General features: G+C 36.5%; 26 protein-coding genes. 13 read left to right on the top strand and 13 right to left on the bottom strand.

Features of this window, described 5'->3' with window-relative positions:
* Positions 1-70: 70 nt before the first annotated feature.
* The 9 genes from mgtE to kdsC form a co-directional block, all read right to left on the bottom strand.
* Entirely contained in the window at positions 71-1432 is a 1362-nt protein-coding gene (gene mgtE, locus V6256_RS03775; protein WP_341596727.1) for a magnesium transporter, read from the bottom strand.
* 14 nt (positions 1433-1446) lie between these two features.
* The gene (locus tag V6256_RS03770) at positions 1447-1731 is read right to left on the bottom strand and encodes an HPr family phosphocarrier protein (RefSeq protein ID WP_424141044.1); all 285 of its coding nucleotides are present in this window, start codon (positions 1729-1731) and stop codon (positions 1447-1449) included.
* Positions 1728-2570: an RNase adapter RapZ gene (rapZ, locus tag V6256_RS03765; protein ID WP_341596725.1), complete on the bottom strand. Its 843-nt coding sequence runs from the start codon at positions 2568-2570 to the stop codon at positions 1728-1730. Before rapZ ends, V6256_RS03770 begins: the two co-directional genes overlap by 4 nt.
* Positions 2571-2585: 15 nt before the next feature.
* Positions 2586-3029 (bottom strand): PTS sugar transporter subunit IIA, encoded by a 444-nt coding sequence (locus V6256_RS03760; protein WP_341596724.1) that lies wholly within the window; start codon positions 3027-3029, stop codon positions 2586-2588.
* Between the two features lie 95 nt (positions 3030-3124).
* Positions 3125-4570, bottom strand: coding sequence for an RNA polymerase factor sigma-54 (locus V6256_RS03755; RefSeq protein WP_341596723.1), 1446 nt, complete (start codon positions 4568-4570; stop codon positions 3125-3127).
* Positions 4571-4596: 26 nt separating this feature from the next.
* Entirely contained in the window at positions 4597-5322 is a 726-nt protein-coding gene (gene lptB / locus V6256_RS03750) for an LPS export ABC transporter ATP-binding protein (RefSeq protein WP_341596722.1), read from the bottom strand.
* A complete protein-coding gene (gene lptA, locus V6256_RS03745) occupies positions 5323-5841 on the bottom strand; it encodes a lipopolysaccharide transport periplasmic protein LptA (protein ID WP_341596721.1) in 519 nt (172 codons plus the stop codon).
* Positions 5828-6391, bottom strand: a complete 564-nt coding sequence (gene lptC, locus V6256_RS03740; protein WP_341596720.1) for an LPS export ABC transporter periplasmic protein LptC — start codon at positions 6389-6391, stop codon at positions 5828-5830. The genes lptA and lptC overlap by 14 nt, the downstream gene beginning before the upstream one ends.
* Entirely contained in the window at positions 6392-6940 is a 549-nt protein-coding gene (gene kdsC / locus V6256_RS03735) for a 3-deoxy-manno-octulosonate-8-phosphatase KdsC (protein ID WP_341596719.1), read from the bottom strand.
* 329 nt (positions 6941-7269) lie between these two features.
* Between kdsC and V6256_RS03730 the strand changes: the two genes are divergently transcribed.
* Genes V6256_RS03730 through murA form a run of 7 tightly spaced genes read left to right on the top strand, consistent with a single transcriptional unit; the run spans position 7270 to position 11742 of the window.
* On the top strand, positions 7270-8076 hold the full coding sequence (locus V6256_RS03730; RefSeq protein WP_341596718.1) for an ATP-binding cassette domain-containing protein: 807 nt from the start codon (positions 7270-7272) through the stop codon (positions 8074-8076).
* Positions 8076-8864 carry a lipid asymmetry maintenance ABC transporter permease subunit MlaE gene (mlaE, locus tag V6256_RS03725; RefSeq protein WP_341596717.1) on the top strand — a complete coding sequence of 263 codons (789 nt, stop codon included), beginning with the start codon at positions 8076-8078 and terminating at the stop codon, positions 8862-8864. Before V6256_RS03730 ends, mlaE begins: the two co-directional genes overlap by 1 nt.
* 1 nt (position 8865) lies before the next feature.
* A complete protein-coding gene (mlaD, locus tag V6256_RS03720; protein WP_341596716.1) occupies positions 8866-9336 on the top strand; it encodes an outer membrane lipid asymmetry maintenance protein MlaD in 471 nt (156 codons plus the stop codon).
* Entirely contained in the window at positions 9336-9956 is a 621-nt protein-coding gene (locus V6256_RS03715) for an MlaC/ttg2D family ABC transporter substrate-binding protein (protein ID WP_341596715.1), read from the top strand. The genes mlaD and V6256_RS03715 overlap by 1 nt, the downstream gene beginning before the upstream one ends.
* Positions 9953-10204: an STAS domain-containing protein gene (locus V6256_RS03710; protein ID WP_341596714.1), complete on the top strand. Its 252-nt coding sequence runs from the start codon at positions 9953-9955 to the stop codon at positions 10202-10204. Before V6256_RS03715 ends, V6256_RS03710 begins: the two co-directional genes overlap by 4 nt.
* Before the next feature lie 9 nt (positions 10205-10213).
* Positions 10214-10462 carry a BolA family protein gene (locus V6256_RS03705; protein ID WP_341596713.1) on the top strand — a complete coding sequence of 83 codons (249 nt, stop codon included), beginning with the start codon at positions 10214-10216 and terminating at the stop codon, positions 10460-10462.
* Between the two features lie 20 nt (positions 10463-10482).
* The gene (gene murA / locus V6256_RS03700; RefSeq protein ID WP_341596712.1) at positions 10483-11742 is read left to right on the top strand and encodes a UDP-N-acetylglucosamine 1-carboxyvinyltransferase; all 1260 of its coding nucleotides are present in this window, start codon (positions 10483-10485) and stop codon (positions 11740-11742) included.
* 73 nt (positions 11743-11815) lie between these two features.
* Here murA and degS read toward each other — a convergent pair whose 3' ends face one another.
* The 3 genes from degS to V6256_RS03685 all read right to left on the bottom strand — a co-directional run bounded on the left by degS (position 11816) and on the right by V6256_RS03685 (position 16069).
* Entirely contained in the window at positions 11816-12877 is a 1062-nt protein-coding gene (degS, locus tag V6256_RS03695) for an outer membrane-stress sensor serine endopeptidase DegS (protein WP_341596711.1), read from the bottom strand.
* A gap of 308 nt (positions 12878-13185) precedes the next feature.
* Positions 13186-14601 (bottom strand): pyruvate kinase PykF, encoded by a 1416-nt coding sequence (pykF, locus tag V6256_RS03690; RefSeq protein WP_341596710.1) that lies wholly within the window; start codon positions 14599-14601, stop codon positions 13186-13188.
* Between the two features lie 157 nt (positions 14602-14758).
* Entirely contained in the window at positions 14759-16069 is a 1311-nt protein-coding gene (locus V6256_RS03685; RefSeq protein ID WP_341596709.1) for a Do family serine endopeptidase, read from the bottom strand.
* Positions 16070-16334: 265 nt separating this feature from the next.
* Here V6256_RS03685 and zapE point away from each other — a divergent pair, with 265 nt between their 5' ends.
* From zapE to V6256_RS03655, 6 genes are all read left to right on the top strand, one after another.
* Positions 16335-17444, top strand: a complete 1110-nt coding sequence (gene zapE, locus V6256_RS03680) for a cell division protein ZapE (protein ID WP_341596708.1) — start codon at positions 16335-16337, stop codon at positions 17442-17444.
* Between the two features lie 252 nt (positions 17445-17696).
* Entirely contained in the window at positions 17697-18125 is a 429-nt protein-coding gene (gene rplM / locus V6256_RS03675) for a 50S ribosomal protein L13 (RefSeq protein ID WP_341596707.1), read from the top strand.
* Positions 18126-18140: 15 nt separating this feature from the next.
* Positions 18141-18530, top strand: a complete 390-nt coding sequence (rpsI, locus tag V6256_RS03670; RefSeq protein WP_341596706.1) for a 30S ribosomal protein S9 — start codon at positions 18141-18143, stop codon at positions 18528-18530.
* Positions 18531-18644: 114 nt separating this feature from the next.
* Positions 18645-19169, top strand: coding sequence for a non-heme ferritin (ftnA, locus tag V6256_RS03665; RefSeq protein WP_341596705.1), 525 nt, complete (start codon positions 18645-18647; stop codon positions 19167-19169).
* 948 nt (positions 19170-20117) lie between these two features.
* Positions 20118-20753 (top strand): stringent starvation protein SspA, encoded by a 636-nt coding sequence (gene sspA / locus V6256_RS03660; protein ID WP_341596704.1) that lies wholly within the window; start codon positions 20118-20120, stop codon positions 20751-20753.
* 28 nt (positions 20754-20781) lie between these two features.
* Positions 20782-21183: a ClpXP protease specificity-enhancing factor gene (locus V6256_RS03655; protein WP_341596729.1), complete on the top strand. Its 402-nt coding sequence runs from the start codon at positions 20782-20784 to the stop codon at positions 21181-21183.
* 116 nt (positions 21184-21299) lie between these two features.
* On the opposite strand, the gene V6256_RS03650 is transcribed toward V6256_RS03655, so the two are convergent.
* Positions 21300-22268 carry an alpha-L-glutamate ligase-like protein gene (locus V6256_RS03650; protein WP_341596703.1) on the bottom strand — a complete coding sequence of 323 codons (969 nt, stop codon included), beginning with the start codon at positions 22266-22268 and terminating at the stop codon, positions 21300-21302.
* Position 22269: the final 1 nt, after the last annotated feature.

The raw sequence follows: 22269 nt of genomic DNA, 5'->3' as shown, positions 1-22269 counted from the left end.
AAGTCATTTTTTCTGCGTAAAATTTAGATCACTTATTTAATATAATTGGTATAACTATCTCTTTATAAGTTTAATGGCGCAGTACTAGAGTGGCCATGCCTAAAAATGAAAATAAACCAATAACGTCTGTGACAGTTGTTAACGCCATACCGCCAGCGAGAGCGGGATCTATTTTATATTTTGTCATTAATAAAGGGATACAGACACCAGCAATACCGGCTATTGATAAGTTGATAAACATTGCTCCAGCGATGATATAACCAACCTGTATATCTCCTTTCCATAGTACGACTGCAGTAGCAACAAGAATGGCCCAAATGCAACCATTGAGTAACCCTATTGCGGCTTCTTTACCTATTAACCAGCGTGTGTTGCTACTGCTAATATGCCCTACAGCAATCCCTCGAATAACTAATGCTAATGTTTGGTTCCCTGCGATACCGCCCATGCTTGGCACTATTGTCATTAACACGGCAAGGGTTGCGACTTGCTCTAACGTTGCCTCAAACATATTGGAGACAGAAGCTGCAATAAATGCTGCCATTAAGTTAACTGCTAACCAAACTGTTCGTCTTTTAGCACTAGGGAGGACAGGAGCGAAGGTATCTTCATCATCATCCATCCCTGCCATCCCCATCATCGAGTGTTCAACATTTTCACGAATAAGGTCAACAACATCATCGATGGTAATTCGGCCTAGTAGTTGATTATTATCGTCGACGATTGGCGCAGAAACCCAGTCATGACGTTCAAATAGCTTGGCAATTTCAGCTTCTTCTAATAACACATTTAAGGCAACGGTATCATGGCTCATAACATCTTTAATAAGTGAAGAAGGCGCAACGGTTAACAGTGTAGATAAAGAGACATCGCCTAATAATTTATTATCAGTATCAACGACATATAAAGCATCTGTTGTATCTGGGATGGTGCCTTTTAAACGTAAATAACGTAATACCACTTCAATTGTGACATCAGGACGTACGGTCACTGTGTCTGTATTCATCATTGAGCCAGCGGTATCTTCAGGAAAGGCTAGAGCGAGTTCAACACGCTGTCTATCTTGGGCGTCCATTTGTTCTAGTACAGCCCGGTAAACACTATCTGGAATACCACGTAATACGTACGCTAAGCCATCAGTTTCCATTCCTTCTGTCGCAGCAACTAAGTTATCCGTACCCATTAAATTAATGATGCCATCTTTTGCATCTTCATTTAATTCTTCTAGAATTTCACCATGTTGGTCGTGATCAGTTAGGTTCCAAAGTACTTTACGGTTAGCTGGCGGAGAGGATTCTAAAAGAAAAGCAACATCGTTGGCTGGCATTTTATCTAGAATACTACGAGCTAATACAAAGCGGCCATTTTCTATCGCCTTTTTAACTTCTTGAAGTCGTAGCTGGGTATTGTCATTTTTATTTTTGTCCAGCATCCTAGCTCCTGATTTTATTCTTCTTCTAAAAACTTATTCTCGATGAGTTCTGTGACAGCAAGCATTGCCTCTTGTGCTTGCGGGCCTTGTGCTGCTATCTCGATTTCTTGCCCTAAACAAGTTTCTAGGACCAATAAACCTAAAACACTACCAGCATCGGCTTGTTTGCCATTATGTGTAATGGTGATTTGTGCATCAAATGCATTGACTAACTCGACGAGTTTGATTGTCGCTCTAGTATGTAAACCCAATTTATTTTTTATTGTAATTGTTTGCGTAATTATATCCAATGGGGTCACTCCTTTAAGCATTTGTGCTCTATTTGTATTTGATATTTATGTTTAAATCGTGCTGCTATCTGTTCTGTAACATAAACTGAACGGTGGCGACCACCAGTACAACCAATGGCAATGGTGACGTAATTACGATTATTCTGTTCTAAATGAGGTAACCAATTTAAAAATAAATTCTCTATATTTATAATGGTTTCTTTAACCACTGAAAATGAATTTAAATAGTCTTGTATTAATTTATCTTTTCCTGAATAAGCTTTCAGATCTTTTTCCCAATATGGATTAGGTAAAAAGCGTACGTCAAAAATGTAATCAGCATCTTCAGGATGTATGTACTTAAAGCCAAAAGATTGAAATATAATAAGCAGATTGCTTTTTGTTGAGCCTTGCAAATATATTTTTAAATGTTCATTTAGGTTATGTACAGATAACGACGTTGTATCAATAGAGAGGGCTGCCATTGATTTTAATGGCATTAGCATTTCGCTTTCTAAATCTAATGCTTGAGATAATGAGAGTTTTTGCCTAGAAAGTGGGTGGAGGCGACGTGTTTCGCTATAACGACGTATTAATTCACTGGTTAGTGCATCAATATAGATGATTTCTAATTCAACTTTTTGTTGTAAGCCTACAATGAGTTGCTCAATCTCTTCAACTTTCGCAGGCATATTACGAACATCTAAACTGACAGCGACCTTGTTATCTTTAGGATCTAACGTATCAATTAATTGACCTAATAATTGATACGGAACGCCATCGATGCAGTTATAACCTAAGTCTTCGAGTACATGGAGGGCAATTGTTTTTCCTGAGCCAGAGCGCCCACTGATAACAATTAACTTCATATGCACTCCTTTTACTTATAGGGTTAATAACTCAAATAATTGCTGATTGTCTTCTGCATTACGTAATTGACGAAGAAATTGCTTATCAAGTAACTTCTGACTAATTTCTGATAACGCAGAAAGGTACTCTTTGCATTGATCTTCAGGCACAAAGATTGCGAATAATATATCTACTTTATTACCGTCATATGAATCGTAATCAATCGCCGTTTCACATTGTAAAAAAATAGCTGTTGCAGGTAGCTCACGAGAAATCTTCACATGGGGAATAGCAATCCCTGAACCAACACCTGTTGATCCAATTTTTTCTCTAGCAATTAAACTTTCAAATAAGTCTTGAGAGTTTAATGCTAATTTTTCAGCAGCAACAATGCTAATTTTTTCTAATGCAGCTTTCTTACTTGCACAAACTGCGTGACTAAATACTGAGTCTTTATTTAATAGAGTAGATATTTTCATAATAAATTTTAACTGTTTTTAATGGACGCGAGAGTTTAACAGGTTAGCAATAAATGACTATAGTTAATCTCACTTAAATTATTCCATATCAAAATCTAAAGTAATTGTTTGCGCTGGTTTGATGGCGGAATCCCTAATGATTCTCGGTACTTAGCAATCGTACGTCGCGCAACTTGAATACCTTTTTCCTCTAGTAATTTTGTTATTTTATTGTCACTTAATGGCTTGTTTGCCGGTTCTGCAGCCACTAATTTCTTGATTAAAGCGCGTATTGCAGTCGATGAGCATTCACCACCACCATCAGTTGTCACATGGCTTGAGAAAAAATACTTCAACTCATATATGCCTCGATGAGTGTGCATAAATTTTTGTGTAGTCACACGTGAGATTGTGGATTCGTGCATATCTACTTCAAAAGCAACATCATTTAAAACCATGGGTTTCATTGATTCATCACCATATTCAAAAAATGCTTGTTGTTGTTGAACAATACAGTTTGATACTTTTAATAGTGTTTCATTGCGGCTTTCTAAGCTTTTAATAAACCATTTAGCTTCCTGTAAATGGCCTTTAATAAACTGTGAGTCTGTTTTGCTAATATTACTACTGCATAAATTTGCATATTGTTGATTAATAGATAAGTTAGGATCACAGTCTTGATTTAATGACACTCTCCATTGCCCATTAACTTTCTTAACATACACGTCAGGTACGATGTATTGTGTTGTGCTTGTTTCAATACTGTTGCCTGGACGCGGCTCTAAGCTTTGAATTAGGCGCATTATTTCCGAAAGCTGCGTTTCTTTAAATTTGCTTTTGCGGGCAAGTGTTCGATAATCTCGATTGCCTAACAAATCCATATATTCTTCGAGTATTGTAATGGCTTCGTCACGCCACGGAGTATCTTCTGGAAGCTGGCGGAGTTGGATTTGTAAACATTCTTTTGTAGTACGAGCTGCAACCCCCAATGGGTCGAAATGTTGAATGCGTTTTAAAACGACTTCTATCTCATCTAGTTCTATTTCATCTATTTCTGTTTTTAAACTCGTTAACAGACTTTCACAATCAGTTGTTAGATAACCCGATTCATCAATCGAATCGATGATAGACATTGCTATTATTTGATCCGTCTCGCTGAACGGTGTTAATTGCATTTGCCAAATTAAATGATCTTGTAATGATGTAGATGATTCACCCTGATAAACAGTATCTTCACCATCATATGCCACTGCATTAGAGGAGGTGCCTGTTATTTGTGGGGCACTATATGACTCTTCCCACTCTTGTTCTACAGGTAAATCCTCAGAGAATTCTTGTTGTGTGATCGCTTCTGACGTATCAACCTGGCTACTATCGACTTCCTTAACCGTTGCCTCAGTCCCTGTTTGGTCATCTTGTTCTAAAAGGGGATTAGAATCTAAAGCATTTTGAATCTCTTGTTGTAGATCAAGAGTCGATAGCTGTAATAACCGTATTGCTTGTTGTAATTGGGGGGTCATTGCTAATTGCTGACCCATCCTCAACTGTAGTCCTTGTTTCATCAAAGCATTTATTCCTAGCGCTTAACTTAAAGTTTAAACCCTTCACCTAAATAAACACGTTTTACATGTTCATTCGCTAGTATTTCATCTTGAGTGCCAACGGCAATAATCTCTCCATGACTTACTATGTATGAGTGCTCACAAACATCCAATGTTTCTCGCACATTGTGATCGGTAATTAATACACCTAATCCTCTATCACGCAGTTGTTGAATAATATTTTTAATATCGATTACAGAGATAGGATCGACCCCTGCAAAAGGTTCATCTAGTAAAATAAACTTAGGTTCAGTTGCAAGTGCTCTCGCGATTTCAACACGGCGTCGCTCACCACCAGATAAACTCATCCCTTTATTGTTGCGGATGTGTGTGATGTGAAACTCTTCTAATAATGTATTAAGTTTTTCATCTCGTTGAGCTTGTGTTAATTCTTTACGAGTTTGCAGTATCCCCATAATATTATCGGTAACGGTTAAACGTCGAAAAATAGAGGCTTCTTGAGGCAAGTATCCAATCCCTTTTTGAGCTCGAATATGCATCGGGTTGCTGGAAATATCTTCATCGTCAATGACAATACTTCCTTCATCTTGTTTTACTAAACCAACTACCATATAGAATGAAGTTGTTTTACCAGCGCCATTAGGGCCTAGTAAACCAACAATCTCGCCAGTTCTAACTGTTAAACCAACACCGTTAACAACTGTACGTCCTTTATAGCTTTTAACTAAGCCTGTCGCGCGTAATTCAGCCATTTATTTTTTTCCTGATGTTGTTTTATCTTTTTCAAATTGAGCGGGTAAAAAGATGGTTTTAACGCGTTCTGTCTGGCTAGAGTTTACATTTAACTCTTGCGAGTCTAAGTAGTACTCAATTTTTGATCCATTTACCTGACTATCTAATTGTTTTACTTGTGCATTAGTGGTTAAAGTTACTTTACCTTTTGCAACATCATAAACGATATTTTTTGCTTCAGCATCAAATGGTTTACCATCATCTTGAGTTTGATAAAAGGTTGCTACATTACCTTCAGCAATCATTACTTCGTGATTGGGTTGCTCACCTCTTATCACGGTAAGTTTGTCAGCAGTTAACTTGATCGTACCTTGCGTCAGTAAGACATCTTTCGTAAACACTATTTTATTGGTTTTTAGGCTGGCTTGCTGCTGCATTGAAGAGATGTGAATAGGCTGATTGTAATCAGATTCTAAAGCAAAAAGGTGACTGCTAAACAAAGATGTCGTCAGTATAAGGGCTAATTTATTTAGGTTCATTTAAGTACACCGCTTTAATGTTTGAATTTAGTTTCATTTCTTCTTCTACCAAGGATGCCCATAGACCGACACCTTCTTGACGCATTTGAGGACCGGTCCAGGTCACTTTTAAGTCACTCGTTATTACTTTTGTATCTAGCATCACTACGGCTTCTTCTGTTGACATCGTTTGTACGACTTGATCTTCACTTAGATTTTTAACCAGAACATCACCAGATAAAAGTAAATTATTATTTTCTTTTAACGTGCCAGTTAAACTGGTCAATTGCCATACAGTGACTTCGCCTGTGTCATCATTTTTATTGTACACAATGACTTTAGGCTGAACAAATTCAGTAATATCATGTTCAGGATAGTTTGTTGCCTTATCAGCGAAAACACGATAGTCATTAAAGCCAAATTGATCAAAATGATCACTTCTTACATTATCTGCAATATAACTTGGATGATGTTCTGGTAATGCAGGCAACTCTACTTCTGGCTTAAAATAAACCCACAAAGTAAATGCAATCAGTAATGCAATAAAGGGAATACTTTGTTTTTTATTCATTTATTCACTTTTACCTTCAGTTGTAGATAATTGTCCATGACATTGCAAGAAGAGGTCACAAATTTCACGAACCGCGCCAAAACCACCGTTAATAGTCGTTACTAAATCAGCTGCTTGCAAGGTAAGTGGGTGAGCATCATTTACCGCAATCCCCAATCCAGCCATTTTCATGACGGGTAAATCAACAACATCATCTCCAATATAAGCTGTTTCTTCTGGTTTAAGGTTTAATGTTTTTAGTAAAGATTGATAAACAGTTAATTTATCATCTTTACCTTGGAATATATGTGTTACACCTAATGCTTGCATTCTATTTTTGACAATATTTGATTCACGACCGGTAATAATTGCAACATCAATATTTTGTTTCATGATTGCTTTAAGGCCAAACCCATCTTTGGTATGAAATGCTTTTAATTCTTCACCATCATTACCGAGGTAAATTCGACCATCAGAAAAAACGCCATCTACATCGCAGACAAATAATTTTATTTTTTTTGCTTGTTCAAAAACAATAGGATCAATTTTTCCATAGGGTGTATCAATCATTTGTCGACTCTTTTTAACATGATAGGAAATATACAATTAAAAATATCAAAATACGTGCCATAACGCGAGTTTTGTTTATTTCTAAACACAAAGATTTCGAGATTAACGCCGCTTTTTGATTTTATTATGGCAGCATACTTAGTTTGAAATCTTCCTTTGTATCGATAAGTAGGAATCGCATTGTAATGGTTAATTTATGTAAATTTAGATTAATTGCTTTTTTATAGGTAAAATCAATTTTAAAAGCCCAATTTAATAATTTTAGTTAGGCTTTTTAGCTTAATGAACGTCTCGACTTTAATTCAAATTTCTTTAGAGAAAGTATAATTATGCCTGAACAACACATTGTAATTAATCAACTTAGTTTCATGCGCCAACAGAAAAAGATATTTGAAAATATCAATATGCAGTTTGAACGCGGTAAAATAACGGCAGTGCTTGGACCAAGTGGTATAGGTAAAACAACCTTGCTTAAACTAATCGGAGGGCAAGTGCCAGCTGATAGTGGTGAAGTTTTGTTTGACGGTGTATCAATTCACCAATGCTCTGAAAAAGAGCTATATCAAGCTAGAAAAAAAATGGGAATGTTATTTCAAAGCGGAGCACTATTTAATGAATTGAGTGTTTTTGAAAATGTCGCTTTTCCATTACGTGAGCATACCAAATTAGATGAAAAACTTTTAACTACGTTAGTATTAATGAAGCTTAATGCCGTTGGGTTAAGAGGTGCTAAGGACTTACTTCCATCACAATTGTCTGGTGGTATGGCCCGCCGTGTCGCTTTAGCTCGTGCTATTGCCCTAGACCCTGATGTCATTATGTATGACGAGCCTTTTACAGGGCAAGATCCTATTTCAATGAATGTCTTATTAAAATTAGTAAAAGAATTGAACGATACTTTAGGTTTAACGTCTATTATTGTTTCTCATGATGTTAATGAGGTTTTATCTATAGCTGACAACGTTTATGTTTTTGCCGATAAAAAAATCATCGCTGAAGGAAGTGTTGAGCAAGTATTGGCGCAAAAAGATAATGCGTTATTACAACAATTTTTAGCTGGGGCAGTGAAAGGACCTGTTCCATTTCATATGCCAGCTAATGATTACCAAACAGATTTAGAAGAGGCGAATAGATAATGCAACAATTTATCACACCGTTTTTACAAACTATTGGTGCATTTACGTTACAGCTGATCCAGAGTATCGGCCAGTCGACATTAATGTTTTGTCGAACCCTATTTACTAAGCCGCATGCTAAGTTGTTTCGATTAACTGTGGTGCAGATTTATCACCTAGGGATTTTGTCATTACCGATTATCCTCACTGCCGGTTTATTTATTGGTATGGTGTTGAGCTTACAAGGTTATTATGTGTTAGTTGATTATGCCGCCGAAGAAAGTTTAGGCAGTATGGTGGCACTCTCTTTACTACGTGAATTAGGACCGGTTGTCGCAGCTTTGTTATTTGCAGGGCGAGCTGGTTCAGCTTTAACAGCAGAGATAGGTTTGATGCAAAGTACTGAGCAAATAGCGAGCATGGAAATGATGGCTGTTTCTCCTTTAAAACGTATTATCGCACCACGCCTGATCGCAGGGATTATTACCTTACCATTATTAACCTTGGTATTTAACCTTGTAGCAATTTGGGGGGGGTATTTGATTGGTGTTGTTTGGATGGGCGTTGATGGAGGTGCATTTTGGTCAGTGATGGAAGGCAGTGTTAATTTCGCGCCTGATGTTGGCAATGGTATGATTAAAAGCTTGATATTTGCTTTTATTGTTACATGGGTTGCTTTATATAATGGCTTCTATGTGATCCCTAATGCACAGGGAATTAGTAAGGCAACGACTAAAACGGTAGTGCTTGCTTCATTATCTGTTTTAGGAATGGATTTTATATTAACTGTTATTATGTTTGGAGGCTAAAATGCCACAAAAAAAATTAGAAATTTGGGTTGGATTATTTGTGGTTGCAGCAATTGCTTCTTTTATCGTACTTGCATTTAGTGTTGCTGGACTTTCATTTAAAGGAGAAGGGGACAGTTACACTCTTAAAGCAAGCTTTAACAACATTGGTGGTTTAAAAGCACGTGCGCCCGTAAAATTAGGCGGTGTTGTGGTTGGGCGTGTAGAGTCTATTTCACTTGATGTTGAAAACTATACTCCCATTGTGACTTTATCTATGTTTGAAAAGCAGGGCTTTTATCCAGAAACGTCATCATTGGCTATTTTAACGTCAGGCTTACTAGGAGAGCAATATATTGGTATCACTCCTGGCTTTGTAGATGAAGATATTGAGATGTTAGGTGACGGAGATGAAATTGAAGATACTAAGTCAGCTTTGATTCTTGAAGACCTAATTGGACAATTTATTTACTCTATTAATAAGGACGACTAATGCGTTTATTTATTTATGTTTTTGCACTTATTTATTCATTTTCTTTTTCAGTAACCGCTAAAGAATATGATTTAACCGATCCTAATAAAGCGCTTCATACTTTATCTAGTAGTACCTTTGAACGTTTAGACAAAGAAAAGGATAATTTAGATAACGATCCTACAATTATCAAAACTATCATTGAGGAGGAGCTGATCCCATATTTTGATTACAAATATGCAGCTTATAGCGTTGTTGGTACACATTTAAAAAATACAACAGCAGAACAGCGCAGTAATTTTGTTGATGCTTTTTTAACTTACCTTATTAATGCATATGGCCATATCTTAAAAGAGTATGACCAACAAACCTTAACAATACTTGATATTAGTGATTTTAATGATAAGAAAATTGTCAGTATTCCTGTTAGAATGCGCGACAATAATGGGCAGGTAACTCAGCTCGCATTTAAGTTACGTAAAAACAAGAAAACCAATGAGTGGAAAGTATTTGATATCATTGCAGAAGGCGTCAGTATGCTTGATACAAAACGCTCTGAGTTTGGCTCGTTAATCCAGAATAAAGGTATTGATGAAGTCATTCAATTGTTATTAGAGAAAAACGATGAGTTTACATCATGAGTAACAAACTATTGCTTGAAGAAAGCCTGTTATTGGCTGGTTTCAGTGAACAGCGTTACCCTGTAGTGAGTGCTTATCAAGATGTCACCACGTTAGACTTGTCTCGACTAACGAATGTTGACTCTGCTGGCGTAGCATATTTAGTACAGATTAAAACAAAATATCCAACCATCTTGTTAGCCAATGCTTCAGCTAAGCTGAAAGTCTTAGCTGCACTTTATGGTGTTGAAAATCTTTTTGAAAAATAGTGGTTTATAATGAATATAGAAATAATTAAAGAAAAGTTAGAAAAAGCCCTCACACTAGATGTATGCATTGTGAAAGGTGAAGGTAATACTTTTCAAGTTATCGCAGTAAGCGATATGTTTACAGATATGAGTAGAGTGAAGAAGCAACAAGCTATCTATGCTCCTTTGGCTGATGAAATTGCAAGCAATGCAATTCATGCGTTAACAATTAAAGCATTAACGCCAGATGAATGGCAGAAACAAAAACATTTTATATAGTTGGTTAAATAGGGATTTTCATGGGTCAATTTATTATTCAAGGTGGCTGTAAGTTAAATGGTGAAGTAACCATTTCTGGGGCAAAAAATGCCGCATTACCGATCTTATTCGCTACTTTATTGTCTGAAGGCGATATCAATTTAAGCAATGTACCGCTTTTAAAAGATATCTCTACTACCATTGAGTTGTTACAAGAGTTAGGGGCGACAGCAAGTCAAACTGAGCATTCAGTACATATTAACGCTAAAGAAGTGAAAAACTATACTGCTTCTTATGAGTTAGTAAGAAGTATGCGCGCTTCTATTTTAGCATTAGGCCCATTAGTGGCTCGTTTTGGCGAAGCAGATATTTCATTACCGGGCGGTTGTGCTATCGGCGCGCGTCCAGTGAACTTGCACATCCATGGTTTAGAGCAAATGGGTGCGATTATTAAAGTAGAAGATGGCTTCATCAAAGCACGTGTTGATGGCCGCTTAAAAGGTTGTCATCTGTACATGGACTTAGTAAGTGTGACAGGTACTGGTAACTTAATGATGGCTGCTGCATTGGCTGAAGGCGTTACGACTATTGAGAATGCTGCGAAAGAGCCAGAGATTGTTGATCTTGCTAATTTCATTAATGGAATGGGCGGGAAAATAACTGGTGCAGGGACTGATACTATTGTCATTGAAGGTGTAGAGAAGCTAGGTGATTGTGCTTATCAAGTACAACCTGATCGCATTGAAACAGGCACTTTCTTAGTTGCAGGTGTGGTGAGTGGTGGTAAAGTTCGTTGTGTAAAAACCGATCCTAGCTTGTTAACGGCTGTTTTATCTAAACTTGAAGAAGCTGGTGCATTAGTGAATACAGGTGATGATTGGATTGAAGTTGATATGACTGATCGTAAATTGAAATCCGTTAATATTACAACGGCTCCTCATCCTGCTTTCCCAACAGATATGCAAGCACAATTTACATTGCTTAATACGGTTGCTCCTGGCACAGGACGTATTAAAGAGAATATCTTTGAAAATCGTTTTATGCATGTACCTGAATTAAAACGTATGGGCGCAAATATTGAATTAGACGGTAATTTAGCAATTTGTGGTGATAATGATAAATTAAGTGGTGCAACTGTGATGGCAACAGATCTACGTGCTTCTGCAAGCTTAGTTATTGCAGGTTTGATTGCACATGGTGAAACCATTGTTGATGAAATTTATCATATTGATCGTGGTTACGAAGCGATTGAAGATAAGCTGATTCCATTAGGTGCAACAATGCGTCGTGTTGAATCTTAATATAGTTGTTATTAAGATTCTTTAAGTATAAAAAAGAAAGCATTTGCTTTCTTTTTTTGTCTTTATTAGATGTTTACTGTAACTCACCAATTGTCACATCAAGTTGTTGTTCTTTACCTTCCCTTAAAATGGTTATTTTTATCGTTGTGCCAGGCTTAGTTTTAGCTATTTTATCCATCGTCACAATTAAATTAGCTGCATTTTCATTACCAATCTTTAACAGAATATCATTGTTTTTCATGCCTGCTTTTTCAGCTGGCCCACCTTTAAGTACTTGCTTTACTATGATGCTATTTTTAGCCTCTAAGCCCCATAAACGAGCCAGTAGTGGGTCTAAGTTTTCTGCTTCGATACCTAATGAGCCACGAATAACTCGTCCATCTTCAATAATACCTTGTACAACATGTTTTGCCAGTTGATAAGGAATCGCAAAACTAATGCCATAAGTGACATTACTATTACCGGTATAAAACTCCGATGTATTAATTCCTACTAATTCTCCTCGGCTATTGATCAGCGCACCGCCCGAGTTTCCTTCGTTGATTGCAGCATCTGTCTGAATAAAGTCCTGTCTACCAGTACTACTCATTCCGCTACGTCCTGTTGCACTGATCACACCCTGTGTAATTGTTTGACCAAGGTTATATGGGTTGCCTATGGCTAACACAACGTCGCCTATTTCAGGTGTATAGTCGGGATTCTGTGGTATCACTGGTAGGTTTTCACCTTCTATCTGTAATACTGCGAGGTCCGTAACGATATCACTGCCTAAAATACTGGCTGTAAATAATCGCCCGTCTTGCAAGGCGATTAATATTTGATCGGCTTGAGCAATTACGTGATGGTTAGTTAAAATGTAGCCATTACTATCTAGAATAATGCCAGAGCCTAAGCCAGTGGGTTGTAATTGTTGTTTTTTACCTACGTTGGAGTCTATATACTGCTGAGAGTAAATATTAACGACTGAAGGCGCTGCTTTTTTAACAGCTTCAGAATAACTGCTTACACTTGGTAAGTGTGTACTTTCTTTAGTCAAACTCTTGAATATTACTGGACCATAAAGAATACCTGCAGCAATCAATAACCCGCAAATAACTGGCTTCAATAAATAATTTAAATAGAGTTTTAGTTTCATATATTGTTTATTAATGCATCATATAAGTTAAAGAAAAATTTATCACAACCCAATTACGGTTTTGTTTAGAACACAAAAAAAGAAGAAGAATAAAGTCGGTAGAGTACTTTATTATCTATTCGAGATTGTTAATTTGGCATATGCCAATGCGAACTAAGCTGAGTAGTGTCAGTATATAGAAAAGTAGAGCAAGGGGGGAATTAGTTTTTTATAAATAAAACCCAAAAAAAAACATCGCCTTAAGACGATGTTTTTTAGTGCTAATAAACGATTAAAATCAATTAGCTAAATACACAGTATTTTATTATTTATGCAATAACGTGTACTGAAGAAGTATTCGTTGTACCTGAAGCTACTAATGCACCAGAAACAATAACAACTTTATCACCTGAAGTTACTAAACCTAACTCTTTAGCAAGGTCCATGCTTAATTTGTAGAAGTCTTCAATAGAATCCTGTTGTTCAACAAGTTTAGCTGAAACACCTTTAGTTAATGCCAGTTGGTGGCGTGTTTTAGGGTTGCTTGTTAATGCTAAAATTGGTTTAGATGGGAAGTATTTACGTAAAGAACGAGCTGATTTACCAGCACCAGTTGCTACGATAATTAATTCTGCATCTAATTGTTCTGCATTATCTACAGCGCCGCTACAAACAGCTTCAGTGATACGTAAAGTTGATTTTCTATCATCAGTTCTTGCTGAGATAGTTTTGTCTGTACGCTCACAGATACTTGCCATGATAGCAACTGCTTCTGCAGGGTATTTACCTTTTGCAGATTCACCTGAAAGCATTACAGCATCTGTACCATCGATGATTGCATTCGCAACGTCACCCGCTTCTGCACGTGTTGGACGAGGGTTTTTGATCATAGAGTCAAGCATTTGCGTTGCTGTGATAACTGGCTTACGTGCAGCGTTTGCTTTTTCAATCATCATTTTTTGTGCAAAAATAACTTCTTCAACAGCAATCTCAACACCTAAATCACCACGTGCAACCATAATTGCATCTGAAGCCGCTAAGATCTCATCGAAATTATCTACACCTTCTTGGTTTTCAATTTTAGAGATAATTTGAATGTCTTCACCGCCGTGCGCTTTTAAATGCTCACGAATTTCAAATACGTCTTCTTGCTTACGAATAAAAGAAGCTGCGATAAAGTCAACTTTTTGCTCACAACCAAATACTAAATCGCCTTTATCTTTTGGTGATAGTGCTGGTAATTGAACTTTAACACCTGGTAAGTTAACACCTTTGTTTTCGCCTAGTTCACCAGTGTTCATTACTGTACAAACAATTTTTGTATCAGAAACACTTTTTACAGTCATTTCGATTAGACCATCATCTAATAAAACGGTATTACCTACATTAAGATCTTTTGCAAGGTCTTCGTAAGTAACTGCAACGATAGTATTATCACCAATGATTGTTTGGTCTGTTGATAGTGTAAATTCTTGACCTGCAGTTAATAGAACGTCTTTTCCGCCTTCTAATTTAACTGTACGAATTTCTGGTCCTTTTGTGTCAAGTAGTACGGCAACATTTTTACCTGTTTCTGCACAAATTTCGCGAATACGGTCAATACGAGCACCATGCTCTTCAAAGTCACCATGTGAGAAATTAAGACGCATAACATTCATGCCATTATTTACTAACTTTGTTAGCATTTCTTTAGATTCTGATTTTGGACCAATCGTACATACTATTTTTGTTTTTCTCACCGTCATTTCTCCATGCGTGAATGTGCTGTTATTTTTAATTATGTATATTACCATTAAAGTATTGCAGCTATTTTACAAGAGTTTTAGAAATAAAAAATTATTTATAATCAATAAAACGCTATAAAACACATTTTATTGTAAATTAATTACAGTTTGATGTGATTTATTTCACAATTATGTACATTCTTCTATGATCACGTACAATATTTAACGCTTGCATGTTTTTTGCTTTCTTTAGGGCATCGCTTAATTGTAGCTGATTTTTCACTGGGATTTTGTTCACTGCCACAATGATATCGCCTTCAATTAAACCTAATCTGCTTGCTTCTGAATTTTCTTCTGTTGTCACAACTTTGACCCCTGGTATTTTTTGATTAGGGCCAGAGTCTTTTAATGTTGCGCCTTTAAAAATCACTTCTGGATTTATTTTTGATTGTATCGGTATTGGGCGTGTGCCACCTAAGACAACAGAAATAACTTTACTCTTATTATTTTGTAATACATTTAATGTTATTTTTTTACCTGCGCTTAACGTGCCAATTTTAGCACGTAACGCAGCAAAGGATTTAATGCTGGTTCCATTGATAGCCGTGATCACGTCGCCAGCTTTTAATCCTGCTTTATCTGCACCGGACCCTGGCGTTACTTCATAAATAAATGCACCATGCTGCACATCTAAAGAAAAACTTTTAGCCAGCTCAGGTGTAACTTCTCCACCTTTTACACCTAAAATACCTCGGTGTACTTTACCAAAGGTTAATAATTGCTGGGTTAAATTTTTGACCATGTTTGAGGGGATGGCAAAAGCGATACCTATATTCCCCCCAGCTGGACCTAAAATGGCCGTATTAATACCAATTAACTCACCTTTTAGATTAAGTAATGCACCACCGGAATTACCGCTATTGATAGCCGCATCGGTTTGTATATAGTTTTCTAAATTTTGTAAATTTAAGCCGCTTCTACCCAGTGCACTGACAATACCGGAGGTAACAGTTTGCCCAAGACCAAAGGGGTTACCTATCGCAATGGTAAAGTCACCAACTTGCAGTTTATCCGAGTCCGAAAATGCAATGGCGACAAGAGGCTGTGTGCTTTCAATTTTTAATAAAGCAATATCACTTTGAATGTCTTGGCCGACGACCGTTGCTTCAAATTGATGCCCTGAAATCAATTTAACAATGATTTCACTCGCATTTTCAATAACATGATAATTAGTAATAATATAACCATGCTCCGCATCAATGATAACTCCTGATCCTAATCCCGCGAGTATTTGCTGGCGAGGACCTAACTGTAATTGATTCAAGTTACTGGTAATTGCAATATCTACGACAGCGGGACTAACTTTTTTAATGAGTGGTGCAAGAGAGGGTAATGGATTGTTATTAACTGCATTAGGTAAAGCACCTATTGAGTTACTACTAACTAATAATAAAAGGGTGCAGAAAAAATAATGCTTGAAAATACTCATGTTCGATCCTTTACAAAAAATTAATCTATAGAAAATTGATAATCAGTATTTTAATTCAATATGATTGTACTATAGTGATACACATTTTTTAATCATTTTGGGAATGCTATTTAAGTTAGTGGTTTTTTACATAAAATTAACCAGAATTTTGATAAGTTTCGCGATGAACAGCTCAATTTTCACTGGACATTATAAGTGGCGCTATCTGAAAAGGCTGTATCTCTGTAATATAAATATTAATTTATTGATTTAATAAGGTATTATCGTGACACCACTTGCCCGATACCAACAAGATTTATTAAAACCTAATTTCTTTGCTGATGATGCTCAATTACAAGCAATAACAATGCTACAACGTTTGTATGATGATTTGCTACAAGAACAGACTGAATCGACACCTAAAAGCTCTTTCTTTCAGCGTTTGTTTTCTTCACCTAAAGAACAAGCTAAATCGATTAAAGGTTTGTATTTTTATGGTGGAGTAGGGCGCGGTAAAACATATCTAGTTGACTTATTTTACGACAGTATTCAAAGCAAAAGAAAACAACGTCTTCACTTTCATCATTTCATGTTAAAAGTTCATAAAAAACTAACTGAGCTACAGGGGAAAAGTGATCCTTTAAAAGAGATTGCTAAACAGTTTGCCAGTGAAACGGATATTGTTTGTTTTGATGAGTTTTTTGTTGAAGATATTACTGATGCTATGATTTTAGCTGGCATGTTTGAAGCGCTTTTTGCAGAAGGTGTTATTTTAGTCGCGACTTCCAATATTCATCCAGATCATTTATATAGAAATGGTTTACAACGCGCTCGTTTTTTACCTGCTATTGATTTAATTAATAAACATTGTGAAGTGTTTAACCTTGATGGTGGTAAGGATTATCGTTTAGGAAGATTAATTGAAGCTGAAATTTACCACACTCCTTTAGATGAACATGCGAAAGCAAAAATGCAATGTAGTTTTGATACATTTTCTTCCGGGGATAAGCATTACGATCAGGTTATTTCTATTAATGATCGCCCGTTATCAAGTATTGCGATTAGTAACGATACATTAAGTATTGAATTTGATGAGTTATGTGACGGCCCAAGAAGTGTTCATGATTATATTGAGTTAGCGATTTTATATCGGACTGTACTTGTTTCAAATATTCCGCAAATGAATGATCAACATAACGATTTAACGCGTCGTTTCATCGCAATGGTAGATGAATTTTATGATCGTAATGTCGTTTTAATTCTCTCTGCTGAAGTGGATGTGATTGAATTATATAAAGGAACTCGTTTAGCTTTTGAATTTCAACGTTGTGTTTCTCGACTATTAGAAATGCAAAGCAAAACTTATTTAAGTAAAGCACATCATTTAGATATATAAGCGTTATTAATGGCAGAAAATAGCGTCATTTAATATTGTCTCCATTGTATTTCATTTAAATGCAATAAACAGATGATCTCTGCCTTATTTTTCTATATAATACTGCCGCCCACGTTATCCACCTCCCCAATATTTATGGTGGATCTGTTTACGCTAGACGTATTCGAAGGGATACGGTAAGGCGAAAAATACATTTTAGGCTGCATTTACGTAGTCTTATTTTTTTTAAATCATTAATTTGGGTATAACTTAATGAAAACTTTTGTTGCAAAACCAGCTGAAGTAAAACGCGACTGGTTCGTAGTTGACGCTGAAGGAAAAACACTAGGTCGTTTAGCTACTGAAATCGCTTTACGTTTACGCGGTAAACATAAAGCTGAATACACTCCGCACGTAGACACTGGTGATTACATCATCGTGATCAATGCTGAGAAAGTTACTGTAACTGGTAACAAAGCTAAAGGTAAAATTTACTACCACCACACAGGTTTCATCGGTGGCATTAAAGCTATTAACTTTGAAGACTTAATCGAACGTGCTCCTGAGCGTGTTATTGAAAAAGCTGTAAATGGTATGTTACCACGTGGTCCTTTAGGACGCGCAATGTACCGTAAATTGAAAGTTTATGCTGGAACTGAGCATCAACATTCTGCACAGCAACCACAAGTTTTAGACATCTAATAGGAATATAAAACAATGGCAAATCAATACTACGGCACAGGTCGTCGCAAAAGCTCTACAGCTCGTGTGTTTTTAAAAGCAGGTAGTGGTCAAATCACTATTAACAAACGTAATCTAGATGAATACTTCGGTCGTGAAACTGCATGTATGGTTGTTCGTCAACCATTAGTGTTAGTAGACGCAGCTGAAAAATTCGACCTAAACATCACTGTTAAAGGTGGTGGTACTACTGGTCAATCTGGTGCAATCCGCTTAGGTATCACTCGTGCATTAATGCAGTTTGACGAATCACTACGTTCTGAACTACGTACTGCTGGTTTCGTTACACGTGATGCTCGTAAAGTTGAGCGTAAGAAAGTCGGTTTACATAAAGCACGTAAACGTCCACAGTTCTCTAAACGTTAATATCGTTTTTACGGACTTCAAAAAAAGCCCAGTGTATACTGGGTTTTTTTTTGCTTGTTTTTTAACGAGTGTGCCTTTAAGGTGAATAACTGAGAATCACAAATGGAGAAATTTATGCTTAATGAAACGATGGTTGAAAAGTTAAATGAACAGATCAACCTAGAATTTTACTCTTCAAATTTATATCTACAAATGAGTGCGTGGTGTGAAGATAAAGGATATGAAGGCGCTGCAACAATGTTGCGTAAACATGCTAGCGAAGAGATGGACCACATGAATCGCTTATTTACTTATGTAAGTGAAACTGGTGCATTGCCTATTTTAGGCTCAATTGAAGCTCCACCATTTGAGTTTGCATCATTAAAAGATGTATTTGAAGAAACATATAAACATGAATGTTTAATCACAAAAGAGATTAACGAATTAACACATGTTGCTTTCACTACTCATGATTACTCAACCTTTAACTTTCTCCAGTGGTATGTTGCAGAGCAACATGAAGAAGAGAAGTTATTCAAAGGTATACTGGATAAAATATCATTAGTTGGCGAAGATGGTAAAGCACTATACTGGATCGATAAAGATCTTGCTGAGATTGCAAAATCAGGTTCAACGTCAATAATGGATACAACAGCATAAAAGTAATAGCTTACTTATTGTTAGCGTTTATTACTTTCTCTATAAAGCACGGTTAATTCAACTGTGCTTTTTTATTTCTCTCCTTTTAATATATGCCTTTCTATTATTTTTAATGTTTTATGCGGTTCAGCATAGCCGATCATTATATTTAGCAATATTTTCAAAATAACTAATTCCGTTGCTGAGTAGCCAGTCAATGACATATTATGCTCTCAAAGCAGGCCTACTTTCTTCATTATTAACCTTTAGCCACTCCTTTTAAACATAAAGTTAAACATCTCAAATGAATCTTTAATGAGCTGTACAACTACCTAGAATATCGCATAGGTGGGTGGCGATGCCTGTAATAATAAAACCTCTAAAGCAGGATAAATTAAATTTGCTAATGGAGAATGTGAAAGGTTTAAGCGAGAGACGATAACAACAATGGAAGAGCATTATCGAAGATAATAGAGTCCAGTTTGAGCAATTACCACATATTAATAATTCTGGCTTAAGGTTCACGCATTCTGAGTTTTTTTAAGATGAGCTAATCGAAGCAGTAGGTGCAATTAGAGGGATCGTAATCACAAATTAAAGCGGAATTTATTGATTGTTTAATTAAGTTTAATAAAAGGTTATTTGATATGTCTAATAATAAATAATGCAGCATAAACTATAAAACCAAGCAATGTCATCGGATCAGTATGACGAAAGGGGGGTAAATCTGTTAGACTATCAGGTCTATTCAAGATAGTCGATTAAACTTGAACACCAATGCTTAGATATATGAGGAATTGATTTTAATTATTTTTTTTTATATTAAGCTATTTATTGAAGAAAGAATACTGGCTGGAGATTTATGGCTATGCTTATTCTCTCTATCATTTTTTCGGCAATGCTGTCATTTTGACCTCATTGCCGTTTGTGTTTTTAAACACTCATTGTTAACCATTAGAGGTATTTTCCATGGCAGTAGCTGCAAATAAACGTTCTGTAATGACGTTGTTTTCTGGAGCATCAGATTTATACAGTCACCAAACACGCATCGTTTTAGCTGAGAAAGGTGTTAATGTTGACATTACATCAATCACTGATGAAAATCCATCAGCAGAACTAGCGGAATTAACACCAAATAGTAATGTACCAACACTAGTTGATCGTGAATTAGTATTATATAACTCACGTATTATCATGGAATACTTAGATGAGCGTTTTCCTCACCCACCATTAATGCCTGTATACCCAGTAGAGCGTGCTAAGAGTCGTCTACTAATGCAACGTCTTGAGAGCGAATGGTACCCACTTGTTGATGTTATTCTTTCGGGCAATGCAACAAAAGCTGATGCAGCTCGCGCAAAATTACGTGCAAAGATCTTAGAAGTTGCACCTGTTTTTGAACATTTTGCTTACTTTATGTCTGAAGAGTTTACAATCGTTGATTGTTATATGGCACCTTTATTATGGCGTTTACCTGAGTTGAATATTGATTTAGGTTTCGATAATGTAGCAGGTATCAAAAGCTATATGGTTAAAGTTTTTGAACGTGAATCATTCCAAGCATCAATGACCGAAACTGAACGTGAAATTCGTGTTGGTGGTTAGTTTTTAAAAGGTATTTGCTATGTCAGAAATGTTGATACAACGTCCTTATTTAATGCGTGCTTTCTATGATTGGATAGTAGACAGTGAGTGTACTCCTCACGTAATTGTTGATGCAACAAAACCTAACGTTGAAGTGCCTGAGCAATTTGTTGAGAATGGCAAGATAGTCTTAAATATATCACCTCGCTCAGTATTGGCTTTTTCATTAGATGATAATGCACTATCTTTTAATGCTCGGTTTTCAGGGCAGCCAATGCAAGTATATGTTCCTCTTTATGCGATAGAAGGGATTTATGCTCGAGAAAATGGTGCTGGTACTATTTTTCCTGAAGAGCCTGGCTATGAGGCTGTAGAGGTCTTAGAAAGCGATAAACAACAAGATGAGAGTAAAGCTACTTCTAAAAAGCCAACGTTAACCGTGGTTAAATAACTTTTTAGACTATCAATAAAAAACCGAGCTTGCGAAGTTACTTCAATATTGTCTATTCAACTATTGAAGTGCTTCACTTACTCGGTTTTTTTGTTTTAGCAGAAAGCTATGTATCTTTATGTTGCGTCTATTAAAGGAATATCTGAAAAATTCTCTTTACAGAATGCAACGCGTTCTTCAACGCTCATTTCAGCAGCGCCACTTAATTGCTCTATTAATTTTAAACGTGGCAAAATACCCGTTCCATTAGCTATTTGAATAGCTAATCCTGGGCGAGCATTTAACTCTAATAACATAGGGCCAAGGTCGCGATCTAATACCATATCTGTACCAAGATAACCCATTCCTGTCATTTCATAACAGCTTGCCGCTAAGTATATTAAGCGCTCCCAATTAGGTACGTTAAGTTGCTTTAATTCTTTACCTGTATCTGGGTGACTATCAACGGGTCTATCAAATTGTACTGCATTAATTGCTTTACCTGTGCCGATATCAATACCAACACCAACAGCCCCTTGATGCAAATTGGCTTTACCATCAGATGCAGCCGTTGATAAACGCATCATCGCCATCACTGGGAAGCCTTTAAAGACAATAACACGTACATCAGGTACACCTTCGAAACTAAAGCCATCAAAAGCACTATCAAACTGAATCAATGCTTCGATAACAGCAACATCGGCGCTGCCGCCCAAGCTAAATAGTCCTGCAAGAATATTAGTTACATGACGTTTAATTTCAGTAACACTTTCTTCATTGCCATTAGCTTTATAATAACGACCATCTTGCACTTTAGTAACAACAAGAATGCCTTTCCCGCCACTACCTTTCGCAGGCTTTATAACAAAACCATTAGTCCCTTTAATGAACTGTTCAACATTGTCCACTTCAGCTTGCATAGAGATAACGCCAAGCAGGGCTGGCGTAGTAACATTGGCATCACGTGCGATGATTTTAGTTTTAAGTTTATTATCAACTAATGGATATAAACTTCTTGGGTTATAACGACCAACGTAACCACTGTTACGTTGGTTCATACCCATGATACCTTTCTTTTTTAACTTAAAAGGACTGGAGAAAAACATG

Source organism: Psychromonas aquatilis (assembly GCF_038155185.1).
GTDB lineage: Bacteria > Pseudomonadota > Gammaproteobacteria > Enterobacterales > Psychromonadaceae > Psychromonas > Psychromonas aquatilis.
Note: the sequence above shows the minus strand (reverse complement) of the source record. Positions and strands in the feature narration are given on the sequence as shown.